24 protein-coding genes and 2 pseudogenes are annotated in these 21974 nt (G+C 53.5%); 7 read left to right on the top strand and 19 right to left on the bottom strand.

All coding sequences use genetic code 11. The annotated features are described in order from the left end of the window. Positions 1-311 precede the first annotated feature (311 nt). From FYJ78_RS05525 to FYJ78_RS05490, 8 genes and pseudogenes are all read right to left on the bottom strand, one after another. Positions 312-722, bottom strand: coding sequence for a TIGR04076 family protein (locus FYJ78_RS05525; RefSeq protein WP_154620416.1), 411 nt, complete (start codon positions 720-722; stop codon positions 312-314). A 12-nt stretch (positions 723-734) separates the two neighbouring features. Beyond that, a complete protein-coding gene (locus FYJ78_RS05520; protein WP_206671377.1) occupies positions 735-1340 on the bottom strand; it encodes a DUF5131 family protein in 606 nt (201 codons plus the stop codon). Continuing rightward, on the bottom strand, positions 1330-1659 hold the full coding sequence (locus FYJ78_RS05510) for a hypothetical protein (RefSeq protein ID WP_154620415.1): 330 nt from the start codon (positions 1657-1659) through the stop codon (positions 1330-1332). The genes FYJ78_RS05520 and FYJ78_RS05510 overlap by 11 nt, the downstream gene beginning before the upstream one ends. 2 nt (positions 1660-1661) lie before the next feature. Further along, positions 1662-2543 carry a radical SAM mobile pair protein B gene (locus tag FYJ78_RS05505; protein ID WP_154620414.1) on the bottom strand — a complete coding sequence of 294 codons (882 nt, stop codon included), beginning with the start codon at positions 2541-2543 and terminating at the stop codon, positions 1662-1664. 16 nt (positions 2544-2559) lie between these two features. Further along, positions 2560-3024, bottom strand: coding sequence for a GNAT family N-acetyltransferase (locus tag FYJ78_RS05500; RefSeq protein WP_154620413.1), 465 nt, complete (start codon positions 3022-3024; stop codon positions 2560-2562). Further along, positions 3008-3298, bottom strand: a complete 291-nt coding sequence (locus FYJ78_RS12920) for an AMP-binding enzyme (RefSeq protein ID WP_235899890.1) — start codon at positions 3296-3298, stop codon at positions 3008-3010. The genes FYJ78_RS05500 and FYJ78_RS12920 overlap by 17 nt, the downstream gene beginning before the upstream one ends. Before the next feature lie 174 nt (positions 3299-3472). Next, positions 3473-4501, bottom strand: a pseudogene (locus FYJ78_RS12915) (AMP-binding protein); the annotation flags it as partial. Between the two features lie 18 nt (positions 4502-4519). Beyond that, positions 4520-5194: an alpha/beta hydrolase gene (locus FYJ78_RS05490; RefSeq protein ID WP_154620412.1), complete on the bottom strand. Its 675-nt coding sequence runs from the start codon at positions 5192-5194 to the stop codon at positions 4520-4522. A 114-nt stretch (positions 5195-5308) separates the two neighbouring features. Here FYJ78_RS05490 and FYJ78_RS05485 point away from each other — a divergent pair, with 114 nt between their 5' ends. Together FYJ78_RS05485 and FYJ78_RS05480 are read left to right on the top strand one after the other, a co-directional pair. Beyond that, a complete protein-coding gene (locus tag FYJ78_RS05485) occupies positions 5309-5689 on the top strand; it encodes a winged helix-turn-helix transcriptional regulator (RefSeq protein ID WP_154620411.1) in 381 nt (126 codons plus the stop codon). A gap of 182 nt (positions 5690-5871) precedes the next feature. Further along, positions 5872-6786, top strand: coding sequence for a LysR family transcriptional regulator (locus FYJ78_RS05480; RefSeq protein WP_154620410.1), 915 nt, complete (start codon positions 5872-5874; stop codon positions 6784-6786). 10 nt (positions 6787-6796) lie between these two features. Here FYJ78_RS05480 and FYJ78_RS05475 read toward each other — a convergent pair whose 3' ends face one another. From FYJ78_RS05475 to FYJ78_RS05445, 7 genes are all read right to left on the bottom strand, one after another. Continuing rightward, positions 6797-7939 carry an alpha/beta hydrolase gene (locus tag FYJ78_RS05475; RefSeq protein ID WP_154620409.1) on the bottom strand — a complete coding sequence of 381 codons (1143 nt, stop codon included), beginning with the start codon at positions 7937-7939 and terminating at the stop codon, positions 6797-6799. 190 nt (positions 7940-8129) lie between these two features. Beyond that, positions 8130-9311 carry an MFS transporter gene (locus tag FYJ78_RS05470; protein WP_154620408.1) on the bottom strand — a complete coding sequence of 394 codons (1182 nt, stop codon included), beginning with the start codon at positions 9309-9311 and terminating at the stop codon, positions 8130-8132. Positions 9312-9351: 40 nt separating this feature from the next. Further along, positions 9352-9813 carry a cyclophilin-like fold protein gene (locus FYJ78_RS05465; RefSeq protein WP_154620407.1) on the bottom strand — a complete coding sequence of 154 codons (462 nt, stop codon included), beginning with the start codon at positions 9811-9813 and terminating at the stop codon, positions 9352-9354. Between the two features lie 35 nt (positions 9814-9848). After that, the gene (locus FYJ78_RS05460; protein ID WP_206671374.1) at positions 9849-11021 is read right to left on the bottom strand and encodes an alpha/beta hydrolase; all 1173 of its coding nucleotides are present in this window, start codon (positions 11019-11021) and stop codon (positions 9849-9851) included. Between the two features lie 133 nt (positions 11022-11154). Further along, a complete protein-coding gene (locus FYJ78_RS05455) occupies positions 11155-12045 on the bottom strand; it encodes a LysR family transcriptional regulator (protein ID WP_154620406.1) in 891 nt (296 codons plus the stop codon). 165 nt (positions 12046-12210) lie between these two features. Beyond that, entirely contained in the window at positions 12211-12444 is a 234-nt protein-coding gene (locus FYJ78_RS05450; protein ID WP_456242917.1) for a hypothetical protein, read from the bottom strand. Positions 12445-12468: 24 nt separating this feature from the next. Then, positions 12469-13206 carry a carboxymuconolactone decarboxylase family protein gene (locus tag FYJ78_RS05445; RefSeq protein WP_154620405.1) on the bottom strand — a complete coding sequence of 246 codons (738 nt, stop codon included), beginning with the start codon at positions 13204-13206 and terminating at the stop codon, positions 12469-12471. A gap of 429 nt (positions 13207-13635) precedes the next feature. Here FYJ78_RS05445 and FYJ78_RS05440 point away from each other — a divergent pair, with 429 nt between their 5' ends. Beyond that, the gene (locus FYJ78_RS05440; RefSeq protein ID WP_154620404.1) at positions 13636-14634 is read left to right on the top strand and encodes a Gfo/Idh/MocA family protein; all 999 of its coding nucleotides are present in this window, start codon (positions 13636-13638) and stop codon (positions 14632-14634) included. 156 nt (positions 14635-14790) lie between these two features. Here FYJ78_RS05440 and ulaA read toward each other — a convergent pair whose 3' ends face one another. From ulaA to FYJ78_RS05425, 3 genes are read right to left on the bottom strand one after another with little or no spacing between them, the layout of a single operon-like run. Continuing rightward, positions 14791-16137, bottom strand: a complete 1347-nt coding sequence (gene ulaA / locus FYJ78_RS05435) for a PTS ascorbate transporter subunit IIC (RefSeq protein WP_235899879.1) — start codon at positions 16135-16137, stop codon at positions 14791-14793. A gap of 30 nt (positions 16138-16167) precedes the next feature. After that, the gene (locus tag FYJ78_RS05430; protein ID WP_154620402.1) at positions 16168-16464 is read right to left on the bottom strand and encodes a PTS sugar transporter subunit IIB; all 297 of its coding nucleotides are present in this window, start codon (positions 16462-16464) and stop codon (positions 16168-16170) included. A gap of 46 nt (positions 16465-16510) precedes the next feature. Beyond that, the gene (locus tag FYJ78_RS05425) at positions 16511-16951 is read right to left on the bottom strand and encodes a PTS sugar transporter subunit IIA (RefSeq protein ID WP_154620401.1); all 441 of its coding nucleotides are present in this window, start codon (positions 16949-16951) and stop codon (positions 16511-16513) included. A 146-nt stretch (positions 16952-17097) separates the two neighbouring features. Here FYJ78_RS05425 and FYJ78_RS05420 point away from each other — a divergent pair, with 146 nt between their 5' ends. Together FYJ78_RS05420 and FYJ78_RS12740 are read left to right on the top strand one after the other, a co-directional pair. Further along, positions 17098-19203 (top strand): BglG family transcription antiterminator, encoded by a 2106-nt coding sequence (locus FYJ78_RS05420; RefSeq protein WP_154620400.1) that lies wholly within the window; start codon positions 17098-17100, stop codon positions 19201-19203. Positions 19204-19390: 187 nt separating this feature from the next. Continuing rightward, positions 19391-19900: a hypothetical protein gene (locus FYJ78_RS12740; protein WP_195847892.1), complete on the top strand. Its 510-nt coding sequence runs from the start codon at positions 19391-19393 to the stop codon at positions 19898-19900. A gap of 15 nt (positions 19901-19915) precedes the next feature. Here the strand turns inward: FYJ78_RS12740 and FYJ78_RS05415 are convergent. After that, a pseudogene (locus tag FYJ78_RS05415) lies at positions 19916-20017 on the bottom strand (LysR family transcriptional regulator); the annotation flags it as partial. Positions 20018-20097: 80 nt separating this feature from the next. On the opposite strand from FYJ78_RS05415, the gene FYJ78_RS05410 reads away from it, so the two are divergent. Next, positions 20098-20544: a PPC domain-containing DNA-binding protein gene (locus tag FYJ78_RS05410; RefSeq protein ID WP_154620399.1), complete on the top strand. Its 447-nt coding sequence runs from the start codon at positions 20098-20100 to the stop codon at positions 20542-20544. Between the two features lie 231 nt (positions 20545-20775). Then, positions 20776-21912, top strand: coding sequence for a CdaR family transcriptional regulator (locus FYJ78_RS05405; protein WP_154620398.1), 1137 nt, complete (start codon positions 20776-20778; stop codon positions 21910-21912). Positions 21913-21974: the final 62 nt, after the last annotated feature.

Raw genomic sequence — 21974 nt, 5'->3', positions numbered from 1 at the left:
GAATTTCTGTCCGATAATTAATTTCGTACTATCCGTACAGTATACACCGTATGTCCAAAAATTACCCCCTCCGTGTCCAATTTTAGTTTACCACTTCATTGATACAATTTTATTTTTACACTCTGACGGGTTCAAAATAGGATGGACGGGTTCAAAAATGTAACCTTGCCGCAGGCAAGACTACATAACCCCCCCAATTCTCAGATTAGAAAATCTTGTCATTTTGAATATTGTAGTTATAATTACCCATAACAAAAAAAAAGAGCATCTCTTCTACGGAGATGTTCGATTCAACAATAAATAAAAATATATCAGCCAGTATAGGCATTCTTTGCCGTGTTTCTAAAATTCTGCTTCGCCAGCCACCCCTGTTCCTTATCATTCTCAGGTATGTCAATCCGTTCGATCTTGAAAATCACAGGCCGTGTCCCATCGTTGCAGCAGGCTATCATCATTCGGTTGTCATTTGTCCAGCCTTTCATGATAGAGCCGCCCTGCAAAGCGGTGTAAACATATCTGCTGACAGCATCCCATGCTTCTCCGCAGAACTTACCGTCCATCAGATGGTAGAAGTCATCTTGTTTCGGTGTACGCTTAAGAAGGAATGTATCGCCGAGTTTGAAAAACGGACACGGTCCGGATTTCGGATCAGCCAGATATTTTTCCTGTAGCTCCGTGAAGCATTTTGTTTCCAGAACTGTTATTTTGCATTCGTGCCGCATAATATTCTCCTCCTATAAACACTTACCGCATCTGCTGCAACCATTGCAGATCATTCTCATTCCGCAGCTTTGGCAGCGTTCTCCGAAATAGGGTACATACAGATCGTCCGCCGCTATGGGATATCCCCAGGCATCCGTGAGCTTAAAATCAATTGATTTCCCCTGATAACTTAATCCGGACTTATATGCCTGTTCTGTCTGAACGCCGCCCTCCAGTTTATAAAGTTTGCCGTCTTTCACAAGTCTTCGTCCGGTGCCGCAAAAAACAAAAGTTACATTGTATTCCACACATTCGTCTCGAAGAGATTTTACCCATTCATAATAACAAGGTCTTGCACCACCGTAATTCTCCCCGTCACAGAGCACCTGCTCTATCTGTCCCGATGGCAGGTATTTTCCAATACTGACGGAACCGATGAATGGTGCGCACATGATTCCCTTATGCTTGAACGGCAGGTCAAGAAGAAACGAACAGGTTCTGATGAACTGCCGTATATCTGCTCCGTCCACCAAATATCGCAGCAGTATTGCTGCACAGGCACGGCTGTCGCTGTCCGCCTTGTGATGGTCAAGGCAGATACCGTAATGGTCACATAAGACATTCAGCTTATGGCTCATTCCCGCTAAAAGCCGCCTGCCCATCTGTACCGTGCAGATGTATCTCGCATACCACAAGGACTATCTGTTTTCGTGACCTTGCATTTAACAACATATCGGCAAGAAGTGGATCACCCATTTTTACATTGATGATATCGACACGCTCCGTACCGTCCAGCCCCAGCTTATCCATTGGTGCATCCATGAAAAGCACAAAAATCTTTCGATTATCTTCGTGCCGGAGAACGGGATATGTAATCGGTGTTCTTCCCGATCTAAATGGATAATCCGGCTCTGTGCCATATTTCTTTTTTACATATTCGAATATCTTTTCCCTCATGATCAGTCTTGCTTTCTCTTCGCCGATTTCTTCACTTCCTCGTGATAAAAGTAATTCACCACGACCGGAGGATCGCCGAACGCGGAACGGTGCTGATCGTCATCCCGCAGGTAGGGCATACCTTCCTTTGCGGTGTATTCACGCATTCTCTGATCCAATGCCGTCCAATAATCCCGGCTCTTTTTGCTGTAGATTTCATAATACAGTTTGTCCAGCTCCGGGTGCTTTTCGTGAATCCACTCCTTGATCCGAGCACCGTAATCACCGCGCAGGTTCAGATTTTCCAGCCATACAAGGTTGCATCTGTCTTTTGCCGCTTCGATGATTTCCACCGGATCTGTGATCCCCGGGAAGATCGGGGAGATAAAACAGGTAGCCTGCACCCCGGCATCATAGCATGCTTTCATCGCCGCAAGCCGTCGTTCAATGCTCACGCCCCTGTCCATTTCCTTTCTGAAATCCTCATCCAGCGTATTGATGGAGAATGACACCCTTGCGTTTGGAAAGGTCTTGATCAAATCCAGATCCCTTAAAACAAGGTCGGATTTTGTAGCGATGCTGATACTGACCCCACTGCCGGAAAGCTGCTCCAGCAAGGCTCTTGTTCTTTTGTATTTCGTCTCACAGGGCTGATAGCAATCGGTGACGGAACCGAAGAACGCCTCTTTTCCTGCGTACTTCTGCGGATTCTTTATCTCCGGCCAGTATTTCACATCTACAAACTCGCCCCACGGCTCCGGGTGGTTAGTAAACCGCTTCATGAAGGAGGCATAGCAGTACTTGCAGGCATGAGAACACCCGACATAAGGATTGACGGAAAAATCCGATACCGGCAGATTGGATTTCGTCATCACATTTTTTACTTCGATTTCGTTTATCTGCATAATCTGTTATCCCCTTCTATATCTTCATATAGTCCTGCATATCCGAAAAGCCGATTTCTTCATAGAGATGCTTTGCATCCTTTGCGCTTTCCAGGTAAATTTTTTCAGTCCCCCGCTTTTTGGCGTCGTCAATCAGAAATTCAACAATTCTTCTTCCTACGCCATGTCCCCGGTATTCGGGAAGTGTGTAAATGTTCATCAGATAGCCGTTCGTTCCCGTCAGATTGTCGGGAGACGGCATTTCCTTTTGATAACAAATCCCGCCGCATCCGATGATCTTTCCGTCATCCTCATTCACGGCAAAGCAGGCGGTATGCGTTCCATCGGAAAGTGTCTCTTTATAGTAATCTTCATTGTTCTTTCTTATCGCTTCCCAATCCGGCTGCTCTGAATCAGAAAACACCTCGGCAAGAACTCGCATGCGCCACTCCATGAGCATGTCAAGCTCATCAAGGGATGCCCTTTTAATCGATAGCTTCATAGTTTTTTCCCTCCTTCATCACTACCGGCATTCTTGTCATATCCGGCTTGCCGTTGCTGTTCAGTGGAATCTGCGGCATCTTTACAATAAATTCCGGGATCATGAACGGCATCAGATTTTCTGCAAGTTCACGCCGCACCTGCGATACCTTCAGATCGTTTTTCTTCGGGACGATATAGGCGATCATATAGGACAGCCCTTCTTCATCGGCAAACGGACGCACAATTGCCTGTTCCACTCCGCTGCATTGATAGAGCTTTGACTCCACCTCCATGATCTCCACGCGCTTGCCGTAGATCATTATCTGCGTGTCCTTTCGGTGCAGGAACGCAATATTCCCGTCCGGCAAGATATAGCCGAGATCGCCGCTGCGGTACATTCTGCCGCCGTCGGGCAGCTTCACGAAAGCCTTGTTTTCCTCGTCATAATCTCCGATGTACCCGTTTGACACGCCGCCGCCGAAAATACAGACTTCGCCTGTTTCGCCCTTTGGCACTTCATTTCCTTCGTTGTCGAGTATTTTGATCTCTGCACCGAGTACAGCCTTGCCGATAGGGTATGTACCGTCATCGAGCGGCTTTCCGTCGCGGCAGCGGTAATAGCTTGCACAGACGGTCGTCTCACTTGGTCCGTAAGTATTATAGACCTCCGCCTTATCAATCAGGTTGTCTACATGATGCCCGCGCAGCACATCGCCACCGCTGATGAGCAGACGGAGGGACCTCGGAATGGAATCCAAATGGTTCATCTCTGCCAGCAGATACGGAAATCCGGAAAGCATGGTGACACCGTGCCGCTCCACAAAAGCCATAAGGCTCTTGATATCCTTTTTATCATCATCGGACGGAATAGCAATGGCAGCTCCGTTCAGAAGACTTGTAAAGACTTCCTCCACAAAAATATCAAAGGAGCAGACCGAGTATTAGAGCATCACATCACCCGGCTTCGGGTGAAATTCGTTTTCAAAAGCCCTCACATAGTGGCAGACATTCCGGTTCGTGACAGATACGCCCTTTGGTCTGCCCGTCGTACCTGATGTATAGAGGATATATGCAAGATCATTCTCGTCCTGTCGATACACTCTTGTCTCACTGCCGGGTGCCGCCTGACAAATGGAACAATCTGAGCAAATCTGCTCGTAATCCTCTAATTTGGATGTAAACTGCATCTCCGTCAGGACAAAATCCACCTTTGCTTCATCCATCATATAATGAATACGCCCGGTGGGAAAGGTCGGCTCAGCGGGGACATACATGGCTCCGGTTTTCAGAACAGCCAAAATGGAGGCGATCATCTCCGCCCTGTGGCGCATGACAATCCCGACCGCCTTCGTACCATCGGGAAAGCTGTCTGCTATCATATCCACCATCTCCGATAGCTCCTGAAATGTCATTGCCCTTTTATTCTCAATAATAGCCACAGCCTCTGACTGTTTTTTTACAATTTCCTCAAAGATCCCATAAACTGTATTTATCATGTCCTGTTTCCTCCATCTTCAGATGATTGCCATAATGCCCTTTGCACTGCGAAGGGCCGCATCTTTGAAATGATTCCCCGGATTCAGTTCCCAGGTCACATCCATATCAAGTTCCTTATAATAGGCAACGAGTGCTTCCGTGTTCTCCTGTACGGTTTTCAGAAGTGGCTGTTTTGTCTTGCATTCCTTGTCACCGAGGGAAATGTACAGCTTATCCGGCTTGCGCTTTATCTCATGCGTCATGCAGTATTCTTTGAAATCGGGAAACCAGAGCGACCCTGACATGCTCGCAATGCGGTCAAAGACATCCGTCCGGTACATGGCATAGACAGCAAACAGCCCGGCGAGGGAATACCCTGCGATACCCAGATATGCCGGTTCTCCCTTTATATGTTCTCTTGCCTCCGGAATGATCTCATTCAGCAGCAACTCCAGATATTCGTCTGCTCCGCCCATACAAGGTGTATCTTCCGGAGACAGAGGCGGACAGAACCAAGGCGTCATATCATGATCCCATTTCAAATCTCCCACCACGAGAAGATTGCAGTCGGGAGCGTCCAGTCTCCTAAGTTCCTCTACGACAGAGTCTCCGTTTCCGGAATAAGTGTTTAAGATGATCAGCGGTATGTTTTCTTTTTCAGAGAGATATAAGGTGACAGTTTTACCGCCTTCCTGAAATTTCTCTATGTTCATGGAAAATCTCCTCCTTGACATTCATAGGTATATATATTATACTAATGCCTAAAAAGTTTATCAAGTACGCAAAAAGTTCATACATAGTACAAAAAATATACCGGAGGCATCCCCATGAAGGAATATATGTCTTATGAAGAGTATCTCGAACAGGTCAAAACCGGAATTTTGACGGATGATGGAAACTGCCCTGTAACACCGCTCCTCATTATGCTGCAAGGCAAGTGGAAAACACAGGTGCTCTATGAATTCTGCATTCATGACAAGATTCGCTTTGGTGAATTAAAAAAAGACCTGCCTGGGATTACAAACACCATGCTGACAAACACCCTGCGAGATTTGGAAAAGGACGGATTAATCGTCAGAGAGCAATTTAACGAGATCCCGCCCCATGTGGAGTATTCTTTCTCTGAGATGGGCAGAGATTTAATGCCTGTGTTCTATGCCATAATGGTGTGGGGATTTAAGCACGAGAAGGATATACCAAATTTCTAATAGCGAGAGTTTATTTTTTCGCTGTACAACCAAACGCACCCCCCTACCACATTGAAATGTGAAATTCTTATATCTTGGCTTGCGTCATACATTTTTCTTATAAAATGCTTGTCAAAAAAGTACCTGCTCCCTAAAATAGAAGCAGGTACTTTTTTCGCATACGGACTAAAGGGGAATCTTTGATGGAACTGCGCACCTTATCGTACTTCCTGGCCGTGGCCAGGGAACAGAATATGACCGAAGCCGCCAATGTGCTGCATGTGACGCAGCCGACACTCTCGCGCCAGATTGCCGACCTCGAAGACGAACTCGGCAAGAAGCTCTTCACGCGCACGAGCCGCAGCACCGTTCTGACAGAGGACGGCATGCACCTGCGCCAGCGGGCCGAGGAAATCCTCGCGCTCGTCAACCAGACAGAAGACGAGATGAAGAATGACACGATTGATCTTGCGGGCTGTATCCGCATCGGCGCAGGCGAAACGCATGCCATGCACATTCTCGCCGATCTCTTTGCCGAGCTGCATAGCCGCTACCCCCGCCTGACGGTCGAGCTCTTCACGGGCAATGCCGACACCGTCGAGGAAAAACTCGCCCATGGCCTCATCGACTTCGCGCTGATGATCGAACCATTCAACGTCGAGCAGTATCACTTCATCCGGCTGCCCGAAACGATGCGCGTCGGCATCGTGACGCGCGATGACAGTAAGTGGGCGCAAAAGAGCGGCATCACGCCCGATGACCTGAACGCAATGCCGCTGCTCGTCTCCTCACGCCAGTCGCTCAACCGCTATGACTACCGTCAATGGTCGGGCGGCAAGGTATCCGCTGAAACGATGAACATCGTCGGCAAGTTCGACCTCATCAGCAACGTCTCGCACTTCATCCGCACGGGCATCGCGAATGCCATCGGCATCGACGAGCTGCTGCAGCTCGACACCGGCCACTTAAAGTTCATCCCCCTAAATCCCGCCCTCACGCTCAGCGCCGTTATCGTCTGGAAAAAATACCGCCTGCTCTCCAAATCCAGCAGTGTCTTCCTTGAAGAACTCAAACAGCGCGTGGACAGTGAATCCTCAAAGGATAAACTGAAACGCTGAGTTCCTTTCTTCACTTCAGATATCTCTGGAAGAACGCCGTGATCTTGTCAAAGGGAATCTTTTCCATGTTGTCGTAGAGATCGGTATGGTTCGCGCCCGGGACGATCAGAAGCTCTTTATTATCGCCCTTGAGCTTCTTGAACGCGTCCTCACTAAAGTAACGCGAATGGGCTTTCTCGCCATGAATGACGAGCACGGGACTTTCGATCTCATCCGCGTAGGAAAGCAGCGGCATGTTCATGAACGAAAGCGCACTCGTCGTGTTCCAGCCCTCGTTGGAGTTCACGGAACGCAGATGGTAGCCGCGCTTCGTCTTGTAGTAGGCGTAGTAATCCTTGACGAACCAAGGAGCATCGGCCGGCAGCGGATCGACGACGCCGCCCGCACGCTGGTACGTGCCTGTACGGTAGTCCTCCGTGCGCTGTGCGTTGAGCGCTTTGCGGTTTGCCATGCGCTCCTTGGCGATTGTCGCCGCATCTTTCTCATAATCGAAGTAGCCGTTCGCGATCACGCGGCTCATGTCGTACATCGTCGAAGTGACCGTCGCCTTGATGCGCGTGTCGATGGCCGCCGCATTGAGCGCCATGCCTCCCCACCCGCAGATGCCGAGGATGCCGATACGCTCCGGATTGACGTCAGACTCTGTCGAAAGGAAGTCAACAGCCGCGCAGAAATCCTCCGTATTGATGTCAGGCGACGCGACATTGCGCACGCCGTTCACGCCGCCGCTCTCCCCTGTGAACGAAGGGTCAAACGCGATGGTCAGGAAACCGCGCTTCGCGAGTTCCTGCGCGTAGAGTCCCGAGGCCTGCTCTTTGACCGCGCCGAACGGACCGCTGACGGCGATAGCCGCGAGGCTGCCCTTCTTGGCGTTCTTCGGCTCATAAAGGTCCGCCGCAAGCTCGATGCCGTAGCGGTTGTGGAAGGTAACTTTCCGATGATTGACTTCCTTACTCTCCGGGAACGTCTTGTCCCATTCTTGTGTCAGATGCAATGGTTCTGCCTCCTTTTGCTGCGTGACGCTCTTCGCCACATTCATCCCTGCTGCCTGCTGCGCCGCAGCCTCAGCCGTCAGGCCGTTGCCACCGAGCGCGAACGCCGTGCCGAGCACCGCCAGCGCCGCGATGCCCTGCCAAAGCTTGTTCTTTTTCATAACAAAACACCTCGTTCAATTTGCACTTGCAATTTTCCAAGTGCTTATCTTCGTCTCTTGATACTTTTATCTTACCTGCTCTGCATCACAATATGAAATGCTTATACCTTATCTTGCGTCATATATTTTTCTTATAAAGTACATCGCCGAAGCGTCAAAAACGAATTGAAATCTGCCATAAAGCCACTTGTTACGAGCCGATAAGACAATCCGTCGCCTGTTGCTCATCTGCCCGGCAGTGTACGAACTTTGTGAGCAGCAGGGCAGCGGCCGCCAGCAGCAGGCCACCGCAGACGACGAAGGGCAGTCCGAGGCTGCGGATGAAAAAGCCGCTGATCATGGTTCCCGCCATGCAGCCGAGATTGGCCGCTGTCAGGAACAGGCCGTTGCTGAAATCCGGCGCATCCGATGCCACGCAGGCCAGCAGGTACTGATTGATGTTCGCATTGATGCCACCGAGGATGCCCCAGGCCACAATCAGTGCCGCAAGAAGAGGCAGCAACTTCCCACCGCCCACAAAGAGCAGGCAGTAGAGCGCAATGGTACACAGCGGGAAAAGGCGTACGGTCGCGCTGGGACACCTGGCGAGGAGATTGCCCCCCAGATAGCTTCCGCAGATGTTCAAGAGGCCATAGACGAGGAGCAGCGCTGCGATGAGCTCTCCCGGCAGTGCCGCAACCTTCTGCAAATAATCAGCGAGGTAGTTGTAGACGCCGAAGATGGAACCGTTGAGGCAGATGACCGCCACGATGGCCAGCCAGACCGGCGGACGCTTCAGAACGGAAAGCTGCGCGCCGTAGCGCATTGGCTGCGTCACCGGCAAGTCCGGCACAAAGGCCAGTGTCAGCAGAAACATGAGCCCCGTCACGCCTGCAAAGAAGACCATCGCCATCGAAAAGTCAAACGTCGCTGCCAAGACATTGCTGATGGGCACGCCGACGACCATGCCGGCCGCGACGCCCATGTTGATGCGCGCCACAGCCCGCGGCGCATCCTCTGGAGCCACCGAGGCAGCGGCCACGCTGAAGGCGAGTGCACAGTAGACCGGGTGGAAAAAAGCCGGCACGACGCGCAGCACTAAAAGGAGCTGGAAGTCGCTCGCAACGACGGCCAGTGCATTGCAGATCGTGAACACGCCCAGCACAAGCAGCATCACGTGCTTGCGATTGAAGTGCGAGAACAGCAACGGCATCGTCGGCCCTGCGATGGCCACGCCAAGCGCGAACAGACTGACGAGCATCCCCGCCTGTACGATATCCACCTGGTACATCTCCGCCGCCATCGGCAGGATGCCGATGATGCCCATCTCCGTATTGAGGATGCTGAACACACCAAATGCCAGGATCAAGAGCAATAGCTGCTGTCGTTTCATATCATCTCATCCTTTCCGCCTCCAGACCGCTCTCCCCATCTCATGGTTGCAAGGTCAGGAATACATCACCTGCCCCCAGAGCAGCGTCCAGATCATTGGCTGCTTCGACGTGACCCAGGCGCGTGTAGCGGTAGGTCGTCTGAAAATCCTGATAGAACACCACGACATACTGGCCGTCAAACAGCATGACATCTCCCTTATGGATCTCGCGGACATCCTCGTCCGCCGCTGTCAGGTGCTGCGGCAGTTTGTAGTATTTCTCGTTGCCATGGAGTTCTGTAAACGTCTTGACCAGCGGCAACTGCTGCCGCAGCTCGGCAGCAGCCTCCGTGTCAGCCCACTTTAGAGCATACACTTTGCTGCCCGCCAGTAGGGATGCCGTTCCTGTCTCGTGCATCTCTGCCTCCGTCCCAGACAAGGCTGTGGCTGCCACTCCAGGGCCGCCACAGCCCAGCATGAGAAGTGCAATCAGAGCACAACAGAAAAAGAACAATCTGCTCATCAAACATCCTCCTCCCGGTTACGCCTTTCCAGCAATCATTCACCGAGGTACTTGTTGAAAAACGCGACGAGGCGGTCGAAGGGGATCTTGTCCATCTGGTCGTAGAGATCCGTATGCGTAGCACCCGGAACGACAATCTCCTCCTTCGGACCATCTGCCGCTGCATAGACCGCATCCGAGAAGTACTTAGAATGCGCCTTGTCCCCTGTGATGAGCAGCAGCGGGCGTGGGCTGAGTTCCTTGATGTGCTCCATCAGCGAAAAGTTGAAGAAGCCGTATGGCGTCGTCGAATCCCAGGCCAGCGTGTTGGAGTTGATGGCGCGCGGATGGTAAGCGCGGCTGACGTAATAATCGTAGAAGCCCTTCACGACATCCGATGCATCCGCCGGCAGCTTGTCGGGGAACATCGTCTTCGTCGAGATCACCTTGCCATCCTTATCGACGGCGAGCTCATGCGAGCCGGGAATGGACTTGCCTGTCTTTGCCTCCTCATCGCGCATCTCGGCCAGGTGGTGCTTGACGATCTCGCGCTGCTCCGGCGTGTAGTAATCCCCTTGATAGTGGTTGCGGATGCTGTCCGACATGTCGTACATGGCCGAGGTCGCGACCGCCTTGATGCGCGTATCATTCGTCGCTGCCGTGATGGCCATGCCCGAGAGACCGCAAATGCCAATGGCACCGATCTGCTGCGAGTTGACGAACTTGAGGTTGCTGACGAAATCGACCGCCGCGCTGTAATCCTCCGTGAAGATCTCCGGCGAGCCCATATTGCGGCGCTTGCCGCTGCTCTCCCCCGTGGTCGACGGATCGAAGGCGACGGCAACAAAGCCGTTCTTGGCCATCTCCTGTGCGTAGAGGCCTGAGGACTGCTCCTTGACTGCGCCGAACGGGCCCGTCACGACGACAGCCTTGTACTGCTTCTTGTCATCGAAATCCTTCGGCAGGTAGAGGTGGCCCGCCACATCGAAGCCGTAGCGGTTCTGGAACGTGACCTTCTTGGCCTCAATCGTCTTGTCCACGGCAAAGACGCGCGTGTCGTTGTCAAGATCCTTGATCGTCGCATGCTTCATCTGTGAATCGTGCACGAGCGTTTTCGTCGGCACGGCTGCATAAGTCGTATGCATCGTCATCCCTCCAAAAGTGAACGTCCCCATCATCACAGCGGCCATCAGCCAAGCGGCTCTTTTCTTGCTCTTGAATGTCTTCATGGAAAAACCCCTTCCTTATTGTTGCATCTTTGCAGCTCACCGCTGCATGCCCAGTTGTTTTACTTGATGCGTTCATTATAAGGGAAGGGGTATATAATTACAAATACTTGGTTTTAATAACTTATGATACACCTTAGGCATGATGAGAGAACGCCTCGTCCAGGGCCGCCACGACGAGACGACCGGCGCGGGAGAAGACCTGATCTCTGCGCCAGACCACATAATTCGCCGAGTAAATCACGGGGTCCAAAGGACGGAATACGAGCCCGCGGGACGAACCTACGGCATCCGCCATGCCCTTGAAGCAAAGCGCACTGCCCATGCCCGCCTCGATGAAGAAGATTGTATTGTAGAGCAAGTTGTAGGTGCCGGCCACCTCGATTTTCTCCGCTGCGCTGCCGAAATAATGATCCAGCTCGTGATGCTTCATTGCCTGTTCCGATACAATGAGCGACTCCTGCAAGAGATCGGCGCGCTGTACGGCCTCTTTGACCGCCAGAGGGTTGTCCGCCCGCATCATGAGTCCCCAGGCATCATCGTGCGGGATGCGGCGGAACACATACGTCCGCGGCGCATCCGCCCGGCAGACGAGCCCGAAGTCGAGCAATCCCTTCTGCAGAGAATCGTAGATCAGGTCTTCATTGCCGCTGACCAGATGAAACTGGATGTGCGGATAGGAGCGGCGCAGCGGCGCCAGGACTTTCGCGACACAGGCCATCGCCTGCGTCTCGCCGGCACCAAGGTAGATGTCCCCCGCCACGAGCTCATCCATCTTGGCAAACTGCTCCTTCGTCTTTTCTGTCAGGCTGAGAATCTCCTGCGCTCTCGCCTTGAATATCAGTCCGGCTTCCGTCAGCTGCGTCTTGCGCTTCCCGCGCACGAGCAGCTGCACGCCCAGTTCGTCCTCGAGATCCGACAGCTGCCGCGAAAGCGTCGGCTGCGTCAGGTGAAGTTCCTCCGCCGCCTTGGTGATATTCTCATGCCGGGCTACCGCCATAAAGTACTGCAGTACGCGTATCTCCATTCTCCCACTCCTCCATCATCTTCTATGATTGGTACACTTCCTCTATTATATACGCAAAGCCGCAATATAGAAAAGAAAGGAAATAGACGAGTGGCTGAACGGAACGTCTCTTCCGTCGCAACCCTATAAAATCAAAAAGGCCCTCTCCGCGAGAGCCTTTTTTCATCAGAGACTTTCCCCCAAAATTTCAACGACTTCCTTACGACTCAGCACCTTGTAGCCGCCCTCGAGTAGGAGTGTAGCATCGGCGATGCCATCGATCCTATCTTTTGTCGCGCCGAGCTCGGAGATCTTCATGGCAAGCCCGAGTTCCTTCATCCAATCTTCCATGGCCTTGAGGCCTTCTTCGGCAATCTCCTCATTCGCCTTGCCTTCCGGATTGACCTTCCAGAATACAATCCAATCTCCTTCTAAACTATCGTGTCAGTCCTGCGGATACTCGGCGTCCTTGACGGGCTCGCACCACTCGTTGCTTGTCTCCGTGCCCGGGATCTCGAAGGCGAGATGGGAGAACCAGCTGTGCTGCTTGGCACCATGCCAGTGCTTGACGCCTGCGGGGATCTCGACGATGTCGCCGGGTACGAGGCTCTGCGGTGCCTTGCCTTCTTCCTGATACCAGCCCTCGCCGTCGGTACAGATGAGCACCTGGCCGCCGCCCTGCGCAGCGTGGTGGATATGCCAGAAATTGCGGCAGCCCGGCTCGAATGTGACGTTGCAGATCGTGAGCGGCTCGCCCGGCTTCGACAAAACGTTCAAATACGACCGCCCCGTGAAGTACTTGGCATAGGCATCATTGGGCTCGCCGAGTCCGAAGAAGCCGCCGCGCCCCTCTGCATCCGCTGCATCGGCGTAGACCTCCTTGGCCACGGGGAAGGCGGCCCAGGCGTTCGGCCAGCCAGCATAGAAGGCCAGATGTGTGAGCAGTGCAGCCATCTCCTCTTTCGTGACGCCGTGCTGCCGCGCCGTCTGCAGGTGGTAGCGCAAGGCTTCGCCAGCAGTTCCCTTGCCGACAAGCGCCGAGACCGTCGCGATGCTGCGAAGCTTCGGCGAGAGCTCATTTTCCTTGGCCCATACCTCGCCAAAGAGTACATCATCGTTGAGTGCCGCGAACTGCGGTGCGAAATCACCCAGAGCCTTGCGGCCTGCTGTCTGTTTTTCCATGAGGATTCCTTCTTTCTCGTATATCCCGTGCCGCCAGCCGCGGCACCCTAGACTTTCTTGTTTTTCCTTATCATAGCAAAAGAAGCATTTCATGTGAAATGCTTATCGAAAATCATTTGCTATTCATAAAACATATGGTACGATCAAGAATACTTGCTGGCAGCATCCTTTTGCCCGTCGGAGGAACAAGCGGCGCGCCCCTTGAATGGCAAGAATAACTTGAACACCTAGCAATCTTATCAAGAAGCAAGGCATACGGAACTTCGCACATTGTCCTATTTGGGGGCCGCGGCCAGAGGGCAGAATATGACCGAGGACGAGATGAAGAATGATACCATCGATCTTTCGGCGCGTAACATCTTGTCTCCGCTGCCTTGATGATATACAATGCAATAAGCGAAGAACAGAAAACGGAAAGGATGAAAGAATATGAAGCTGGCCATTCTGGGAACGGGATCTATTGTGAAGGAGGGGGCGCTCCCGGCTCTCTCCCATGTACCGGAAATCAAGATAACGGCTATTTTTTCCCGCCCCCACAGCAAAGAGACAGCGGAGCAGTTGGCCGAACGCTATGCCATCCCCGCCGTTTATACGGATTATGACGAACTTCTGCGCAGCCCCGAAGTGGATTTTGTGTATGTCGGACTGGTCAACAGCGTTCATTACGAATACGCCAAACGGGCGCTCCTCGCGGGGAAAAACGTCATCATGGAAAAGCCCTTCGCCTCAACGGCCGATGAAGTGCGCGAACTGGTTGACCTGACGCTCGGCAAACACCTGTATCTGTTTGAGGCGGTGACGCTGCTTCATATGCCGAATTTCGCGGCGATCAAAGAGATGTTGCCGAAGCTGGGAAACATCCGCGCCGTCACCGCCAATTATTCCCAGTATTCCAGCCGCTATGACCGCTATCTGAAAGGAGAGGTCTTGCCCGCCTTTGACCCGGAATGCTCGGGCGGCGCTCTCTATGATATCAACATTTACAATCTGAACTGCATCATCGGCCTGTTCGGCGCGCCAGACGAGGTGAGCTACCATCCGCATCGCGGCTTCAACGGCATTGACACTTCCGGCACCGTGCTCATGAAGTACCCGGAGTTTACGGCCGCGGCTTTGGGCGCCAAAGATTCCGACAGCCCCGGCTTCGTGACGATTCAGGGGGAAAAGGGCTGGCTGCGCGTATTGGGAGCGCCCAACGAACTGAAAGCCTTCGAAGTGTCCCTGCACGGCGGGGAGACAGTCACCCGTTACAAGCTCAACCGCTATTCACATCGCATGGTACATGAATTTCAGGAGTTTGCCAGAATGTATCAGACGGCCGACTACGAGGGCATGAAAGCCGGCCTAAAGGTATCGCTGGCGGTCATAGAAACGGCGGAAAAGGCGCGAAAAAGCGCAGGCATTGTATTTGGCTGTGACCGGAAATAGCCCGCACCGCTCGCTGCTCGTCTCCGTGCCCGGAATCTCGAACGCAAGGTTGGAAAACCAGCTGCCGGCTCACACAGTGAGCCGGCAGCTGGTTCCCATAGAGGATCAACGTTTTGCAATAGGCTGCTTTGTTACGGCCTATTTTTTTATATAAGATTAAGCTTCTTCCGGCGCTTTCATAAGCTTGCTTGCCAGACAGACCACGGCAGTGAAGCCGAGGATGCCGACGATCAGAGCCGTTTCGCCGAGTGCGCCGATGTTGCCGAGAAGGATGCCGGGGATGAGGTAATCGGTATCCGCAAAGGTCGAGCTTGCAAGGCTCAGGTTGCCGAGGACCGGCAGGATGAACAGCGGGAGCCAGCTGATGAGCAGACTGTTGACGGCTGCGCCGATGATCGCGCCGCGGCGGCCGCCTTTTGCATTGCCGTAGATGGCGGCAGCGGCGCCGCAGAAGAAGTGACCGACAACGCCCGGGATGATGACGACCGTACCAAGGGCAACCATACCGAACATCGAAAATGTACCGACGATGAAGCTGACAAAGAAGCCCAGCAGAACAGCATTCGGTGCATACGGGAAAATAATCGGAACATCCAGAGCAGGCTTGGAATTCGGCACGAGCTTCATGGCAATGCCCTGGAAAGCCGGGACGATTTCCGCCAAGATCATGCGGACGCCCTGCAGGACGACGGCGAAGCCTGCTGCAAACGTACCAGCCTGTACGATGGCATAGATAATGTAGTTCGTTCCTTTGCTGAGATTTTCTTCGACGAACTGCTGGCCCGTCATCAAGGCGAGGATGACGTAGACGACAGCCATGACGATCGTGATGGAGACCGTCGAATCACGCAGGAACGACATGCTCTTCGGGACATTGATGTCCTCCGTGCTGTGCTCCTTGTTGCCGAACCACTTGCCGCACCAGCCGGCCAGAGCATAGCCGATGTTGCCCGTATGGCCCATGGCGACGGTATCGCCGCCGGTGATCACGCGCATAAACGGCTGGCAGAGCGCCGGCGTGACCGTAAGCAACGTGCCTTCAAACAGGCCGCCGAGCAGGATCGTGAAAAGGCCGTTGCCGAAACCAGCGGATACGAGGATGACGGCCGTCAGGCACGAGACATAGAGCATGGCCTGACCGGTCAGGAAGATGTACTTGAACTTCGTAAAGCGGGCCAGCGCGATGTTGACCAGCATGCCGACGAACATGATCATGGCCGTTACAGAACCATAATCGACCAGAGCGATGGCGACCACGGCCTCATTGCTCGGCACAACGCCCTGTACGCCGAGCGAGAACTGAAACATCTTGGCAAAGGGATCGAGCGAATTGACAAGGATGCCGGCGCCGCCGGTCAGAATCAGGAAGCCTGCAAACGTCTTGATGCCTCCCTGAATGACCTGTGTGGCTTTTTTGTGCTGCAGGATGAGTCCCAGAACGGCCAACAAGCCAACAAGCAAAGCCGGCGTCTGGACGATACTGACAAAAAGATTTTGTATCATAACCAAAGTCCCCCCTTCGATTGAATCCTATTAGTTGTGTGCGATGTTATTGTCGTCGAGAATCTTATTGACCGCGCCCTTGATCTCATTCTGATCGATCAGGCTGTTGAGCAGGACAACGCGATCCCGCGGCAGACCGGACACCGCGTCGCCCAGCGTTTTTTCAACGAAGAAGTAATCCGCCATGTCGGCTGTCGTACTGCCGACATCTGCATGCTCGACCGAAATCTCCTCCGTCACGCCTTCCGAGTTGAGCAGATTCTGGATGTTCATCTGAACCATAAAGCTGCTGCCGAGACCGGACTGGCAAATACATAAGAATTTCATTATCATTCCCTCCTAATCGTTGGATGACATATGATATAGGCTTTCTTTATTCAGCACAAAGACTGGTTAGCAATTCTTCCTGCGAGTTTGCCGCTAAAACGCGCTGCACACGATCGGCATTCATCAACAATGCAGCCAGTTTCTGGATCAACTCGATATGGCTCTGATCATCCGGCGTTGCCAGAAAGATCCAGAGACGCGCCGTATGAGCCGGGTCATCCAGCAAAGCTGCCGGCTTCCTGCTGAGCAGCAGCGCCATCACGGCTTTCCTTGTGGAAGGCAGCGGCCTTGCATGCGCCAGTACGATGTTCGGCCCGATGTTCATATACGGACCTTTTTCCCTGCACGTCGCGACGATCTCATCGATGTATTCCTGTCCGATCAGACCATCGTTCAGGAGCGGCTGACCAGCCAGCTGGATCAAATTCTCCCAAGAGGGATTCTCCTGATCGATGTATTGAATATATCGGTCATCGAATAACGTCATTGTCGTTCCTCCTTCCGTTGCTGCTCATTTCTTATTACAGCACTTATTTTAGGCGCTGTCGCACGTTAAAACAAGTGCAATAAAGATTTGACAAAAGTGCAAAAAATGAACTACTATGATCGTATCAATATTCGGGAGATGAAAGCATGTTATCCTTTTGCCCGTTCAAGAACGGCGATAAGCTGCTGACACTGCTGCGGCAAAATGACCACGCCATATCCATCGAAGGACTTCAAGACGCGATGCAGCTTTCAAGACGCAGCGTCCTTTATCTGATCAAGAAGGTCAATCAGGCCCTGTCCGGGTACGGCCTGCCCATCATCCAGAACAAGAAAGGGCAGGGGTATTATCTGACCGAGCAGGGAAAGCATGCCTTGGGCAGCTACGAGCCAGAGCCCGTCGTCTGCAATGTCCTGACGCATCCGCAGCAAATGCGGATCCCGTTGAAAGACCTCCGCCCGGAGGAGCGCAGCAAACTGTTGAACTACATGCTGATCACAGAGCCGGGCATTTCCCTTCAGGGCTTCATGGATATCTTTCAGGTCGCGCGGAATACCATCCTGCATGAGCTGCGCCAGCTGGAAAACTACAACAAAAAAGCTCCCTTCCAGGTCTGCGTCACATCACGCGGACGCATCATAGAAGGGAGTGAACTGGCAAAAAGGCGATGGGTCGGCGAGAACTTTGATGCCATCCTGCAGCTGCTTGAAAAATATTATACCCTGAGCTATTCGCCCGATCTTCCTGCCCTGCTGCAGTCGTACGAAGACCTTGTGGGCAGCAGCCTGACCGACGATGCACATCATTTCATGATATACTTCCTCACATGGTACGACCAGCGATTGATCAGCAAAGACAGGGTATCCCTGCCGCAGGCAAAAGGGGACGGCGAAGAAGACCGGATACGCGATTGGTCAGAAGCCTTCCTCGCCCGTCACGACATCATCGACAAGGAAGAATGCCGATACTTATGCCGTCTCATGCGCCAGCAGGCAGTGACCTCCGTCTCGCAGAAAGATGCGCTCTACGACAAGCTTCATAACTTTGCCGACCATCTGGCCAGCCGCTTTGCCTCGCTGTCCGGTCTGGACATCACGCAGGACCGGAAGGGTCTGGTGAACCGACTGACGGTCCATCTCATTTCGGCCTATCACCGCCTGCAGAACGGAATCCGCTACCACAATCCGATGCTTTCCAAGATCAGGCAGGATTACCAAAGCCTGTTCTATCTGACCAAAGCAGCCGTCAAATCACAGGAATACCTTTGGCACGCTGACTTCTCGGATGACGAAATCGCCCTGATTGCGACCTACTTTGGCGGCGCGATGGTCGCCCGGACAAAAGCGACCGAACGCCGCCGGATTCTGGTCGTCTGTTCCAGCGGCATCGGCACGTCACAGTTCCTGCTGCTGCAGCTGCGCAGCCGCTATCCGCAGGTACATTTCACTGGGCCGCTCAGCACGGCCGAATGCCTGCAGTTCCCGCTCGATGACGTCAGTCTCGTGATCACGACGACCTCACGGCAGCACTTTCGTGACATCGCGTGTCCTGTGCTGAAGGTCTCGCCGCTGCCTACGGCGCAGGAATGGAAGGAACTGCACCATCGCCTGATCGAATTGGATTTTCCCATCGATGCCAACTTGCGCGAAAACGTGCGGGAACTCATCGACATCATCTCAGACTATGCAAAGATTGAAGACATGGACGGCCTGCTGAAGGGACTGAACGACTACTTCTACCGGAAGAATCACCAGATGAAAATCCACAGCCGGCAGAGTCCGTCGGACTCCCTGCTGAAGTACGCAGCCTACTGCGGCGGCGAGATTCCTGCCGCGCCGCATCAGGCAAGGCCCGTCTGGCAAAATGCCATCCAGTACGCATGCCAGCCGCTCCTGCAAGGCCATTTTATCGTCCAGAGCTACATCGACCGCATCATCGCACTGCTGTCCCGCTACGGCGATTACATGATCCTCGGCAAAGGTTTCCTGCTCGCACATGCCAAGGCAAAAGACGGCGTCCTCGCCAGTTCCGCTGCGCTCACCCTGTTCCAGCACCCCATCACGATGCAGAGCGGCAAAAAAATCCGCTGCATCATCTGCCTTGCCCCGCAGAACCAGCACGACCATCTTGACTTTCTGGCCCTGCTGCTCCAGAAATTGAACGACGCAGCGTGGTGCAAAACCCTGTTCACCAGAAGCAGCCAGGAAGAGCTGGAATCCTTCATCTGGACGAGTGCAGACACAAACTTATAACAGCCTGACGGTTGCCGTCAGGCTGCTTGGGGAGCTTGCCCTGCCTTCTTTTAAATGAACGCGGATGGCAGCCGCACTTCGCCTTGTCCTGCTTTAGAGACGATGCTATAATCATACCGTGTTTTTCGTGAACGTACCCCCGGCAAATTGCCGGAGGAAGTGTGAAATAGAAAGGGATGAGAATCGGATGCAGATTGCATGGCTGCGCTTATCGTTTTTTCTCGCGCTGGCACTTATCCTGCAGGGACTGCGCCTTTTTCTGCCGATGATTCCGGGGCCTGTGCAGATGTTTTTGATCGGCAGCCTGCTCAATGCCGTGATGGCGATGGCGGTGCGGTCGACGCGCACGCGCTGGGCGCTCGTGATCGGAGCCGCTTTGCCGGTCGGCGCGTTTTGGCAGGGGCAGCTGCCTGTCCTTCCTATGGTGCCTGTCGTGGCGCTCGGCAATATGGCCTTTCAGCTGGCGGTATTCTATCTGCGGGGACGCGGCGTTTTTGCGGCGCCCGTTCTCAAGGCGGCGCTGCTCTACGCCGGGACGCAGCTCGTCCTTAATCTGTTCGCCCTGCCTGCACCGCTTGCCGCGCTGCTCAGCTTCATGATGAGCTGGCCGCAGATCGTGACAGGCGTACTCGGCCTGCTGCTCGCACACATTCTGCTGCGCCGGACACACGCCCTGACAGAACATGACGCTTATTAAGGACTCCTGCAGCTGCCGCGAGATCGTCGGCTGCGTCAGATGCAGCTCCTCCGCCGCCCGCGTGATATTTCGGTAGCGGGCAACGGCCAGAAAATATTTGAGTACGCGAAGTTCCATAAGCCACTCCTGTCTGTATTATACGGTATTTTCTGCTTGCCCGTATCCTTTCCCGGCAGGATTTTATCCGGAAAGGGCGAATGGTTCAGGCAGGAGGGATCGCTATGGAATATAAAAACATCGACAAGCAGCACATCCTCGTGCGGCTCGACCCCGGCGATGAAATCGTCGCCTCGCTGATGCAGGTCGCAAAAGAAGAAACCATCCAGCTGGCCATGGTTCAGGGGCTTGGCGCCGTCAAAAAGGTCGTCATGGGCGTCTACAACGTACCCGCGCAACACTATCAGGCCAACACGCTCGAGGGCGCGTTTGAAATGCTCTCGCTGACCGGCACGATTGACACGATGGAAGAGAACCCCTACAGCCACTTCCATATCACCGTCGGTGATGAAAAAGGTCTGGCCCACGGCGGGCATCTCAACGAAGCCGTCATCAGTGCCACCGCGGAAATCATCATCACGAAACTTTCCGGCAGCATCGACCGCCGCAAAAGCCCCGAAACGGGACTGAACATCTGGAAATTCTAAGCCAAAAAGGACCCGCTGCTCCTCAATAAAAAGGGAACCAGCGGGTCTCATTGCATTTCCCAGCGGGATGAAACGCAAAGTATAGACGGCAATACCGGGAAATGGCGTCTGCCTCTTTGCCAAGGACGCGCGAAGCTTTTATAATGAAAGCAGCGGGTGGCCTGCCGATTCTCTTGGGAAAAAGAGGACCGGCGCCCGCTGTCAATCTATACGCGTCAAAAGGAGAAGGGCATGGAACTGCAGGAGTATAATGCGCGGGAAATCGTCCGGGAAATCAACAGCGTCCTGCCGCAGAAAATCAATCTGTTCAATAAGCGCGGCATCATTATCGCCAGTACGGATACGCAACGGATCGGTACGTTTCATGGCGGTGCGGCCCGGGTCATTCAGGAAAATCTCGACGAGCTGCGCATTTACAGCCGCACGGAATATCCGGGAGCGCGGCCCGGCACGAATTTCATCCTGCGCGTGGACGGCGAACCCATCGGTGTGCTGGGCATCACCGGAGCTTATGAGGATATTCTGCCGCTGGCTCAGGTCATCCGGAAAATGACGGAGCTCATCGTCCGCGATCAGCGTCTGACCTGGCAGCAGGCCAGACAGGAGCATCAGCGCCAGCAAATTTTGAGCGATCTGCTGATGCGCAGCGAAACCTTTGTCAACAATGAAACCGTGGAGCAGGCCGCCGCGCTCGGCATCGATCTCCGGATTCCCCGCCGGGTTCTCGCGGTCGGACTGCTGCCGGGACAGCCCGATGTCCCCCTCGCGCAGAGTTATGCAGCCATCGCGCAGCGGGCGCGGCAGATCGATCACACGATTCTTTCCTGTCAGACGCGTACCGCCCTGTTCCTTCTGACCCGCAGCCAGCGGCAGGACAGCCTGCTGGACTTTGCACAGCAGCTTCGCGGGATGACCGCACCGGCACTGCCCGTCTGCATCGGCATCGACAACTTCCACGCCGATGCGGTCCAGCTTCACACGGCCGCGCGGGAAGCACAGAAGGCGCTGCTTTCCTGTCTGCGCAAAGGGAATGTCTTTATCAAATTTTACGATCAGATTAACATGGAAATCTTTGCCGATGATATTCCCGACAAGACCAAGCACGCCTACATCCATAAAATCTTTTCCGACTATAGCGAACAGGAGCTGCAGGAGGCCATTCACACGCTGGAGGTCTTTTTTGAGCATGACGGCTCCATTGAGCGGGCAGCCGCCGCGCTGTTCATCCATAAAAATACGCTCCAGCTTCACCTGCGCAAGATCGCGCAGCGCACGGGATATGATCCCCGATCTCTGCGCAACAGCGCCGTGTTTTATCTCGTCATCTACTTTTATCAGGATCTTCATCTGCTCCAGCAGTCGCTGTGAATAGTACACGTAACAGAAAAAACGAGAAATACATGTTGTCAAAAACATATATTTCTCGTTTT

It is taken from the genome of Wylensekiella montiformis, assembly GCF_009697385.1.
In the GTDB taxonomy this organism is placed as follows: domain Bacteria; phylum Bacillota; class Negativicutes; order Selenomonadales; family Selenomonadaceae; genus Selenomonas_A; species Selenomonas_A montiformis.
This window is presented reverse-complemented; position numbering and strand designations above follow the sequence as displayed.

Bases quoted from the DNA above. Each gene is read 5' to 3' on its own strand.
- FYJ78_RS05490 (WP_154620412.1), bottom strand. From the start codon at position 5,194: ATGAACATAGAGAAATTTCAGGAAGGCGGTAAAACTGTCACCTTATAT.
- FYJ78_RS05510 (WP_154620415.1), bottom strand. From the start codon at position 1,659: ATGAGGGAAAAGATATTCGAATATGTAAAAAAGAAATATGGCACAGAG.
- FYJ78_RS05505 (WP_154620414.1), bottom strand. From the start codon at position 2,543: ATGCAGATAAACGAAATCGAAGTAAAAAATGTGATGACGAAATCCAAT.
- FYJ78_RS05485 (WP_154620411.1), top strand. From the start codon at position 5,309: ATGAAGGAATATATGTCTTATGAAGAGTATCTCGAACAGGTCAAAACC.
- FYJ78_RS05420 (WP_154620400.1), top strand. From the start codon at position 17,098: ATGTTATCCTTTTGCCCGTTCAAGAACGGCGATAAGCTGCTGACACTG.
- FYJ78_RS05440 (WP_154620404.1), top strand. From the start codon at position 13,636: ATGAAGCTGGCCATTCTGGGAACGGGATCTATTGTGAAGGAGGGGGCG.
- FYJ78_RS05460 (WP_206671374.1), bottom strand. From the start codon at position 11,021: ATGAAGACATTCAAGAGCAAGAAAAGAGCCGCTTGGCTGATGGCCGCT.
- FYJ78_RS05500 (WP_154620413.1), bottom strand. From the start codon at position 3,024: ATGAAGCTATCGATTAAAAGGGCATCCCTTGATGAGCTTGACATGCTC.
- FYJ78_RS05410 (WP_154620399.1), top strand. From the start codon at position 20,098: ATGGTTCAGGCAGGAGGGATCGCTATGGAATATAAAAACATCGACAAG.
- ulaA (WP_235899879.1), bottom strand. From the start codon at position 16,137: ATGATACAAAATCTTTTTGTCAGTATCGTCCAGACGCCGGCTTTGCTT.
- FYJ78_RS05520 (WP_206671377.1), bottom strand. From the start codon at position 1,340: ATGAGCCATAAGCTGAATGTCTTATGTGACCATTACGGTATCTGCCTT.
- FYJ78_RS05445 (WP_154620405.1), bottom strand. From the start codon at position 13,206: ATGGAAAAACAGACAGCAGGCCGCAAGGCTCTGGGTGATTTCGCACCG.
- FYJ78_RS05475 (WP_154620409.1), bottom strand. From the start codon at position 7,939: ATGAAAAAGAACAAGCTTTGGCAGGGCATCGCGGCGCTGGCGGTGCTC.
- FYJ78_RS05465 (WP_154620407.1), bottom strand. From the start codon at position 9,813: ATGAGCAGATTGTTCTTTTTCTGTTGTGCTCTGATTGCACTTCTCATG.
- FYJ78_RS05470 (WP_154620408.1), bottom strand. From the start codon at position 9,311: ATGAAACGACAGCAGCTATTGCTCTTGATCCTGGCATTTGGTGTGTTC.
- FYJ78_RS05480 (WP_154620410.1), top strand. From the start codon at position 5,872: ATGGAACTGCGCACCTTATCGTACTTCCTGGCCGTGGCCAGGGAACAG.
- FYJ78_RS05455 (WP_154620406.1), bottom strand. From the start codon at position 12,045: ATGGAGATACGCGTACTGCAGTACTTTATGGCGGTAGCCCGGCATGAG.
- FYJ78_RS12740 (WP_195847892.1), top strand. From the start codon at position 19,391: ATGCAGATTGCATGGCTGCGCTTATCGTTTTTTCTCGCGCTGGCACTT.
- FYJ78_RS05405 (WP_154620398.1), top strand. From the start codon at position 20,776: ATGGAACTGCAGGAGTATAATGCGCGGGAAATCGTCCGGGAAATCAAC.
- FYJ78_RS05425 (WP_154620401.1), bottom strand. From the start codon at position 16,951: ATGACGTTATTCGATGACCGATATATTCAATACATCGATCAGGAGAAT.
- FYJ78_RS05525 (WP_154620416.1), bottom strand. From the start codon at position 722: ATGCGGCACGAATGCAAAATAACAGTTCTGGAAACAAAATGCTTCACG.
- FYJ78_RS12920 (WP_235899890.1), bottom strand. From the start codon at position 3,298: ATGGAGGTGGAGTCAAAGCTCTATCAATGCAGCGGAGTGGAACAGGCA.
- FYJ78_RS05430 (WP_154620402.1), bottom strand. From the start codon at position 16,464: ATGAAATTCTTATGTATTTGCCAGTCCGGTCTCGGCAGCAGCTTTATG.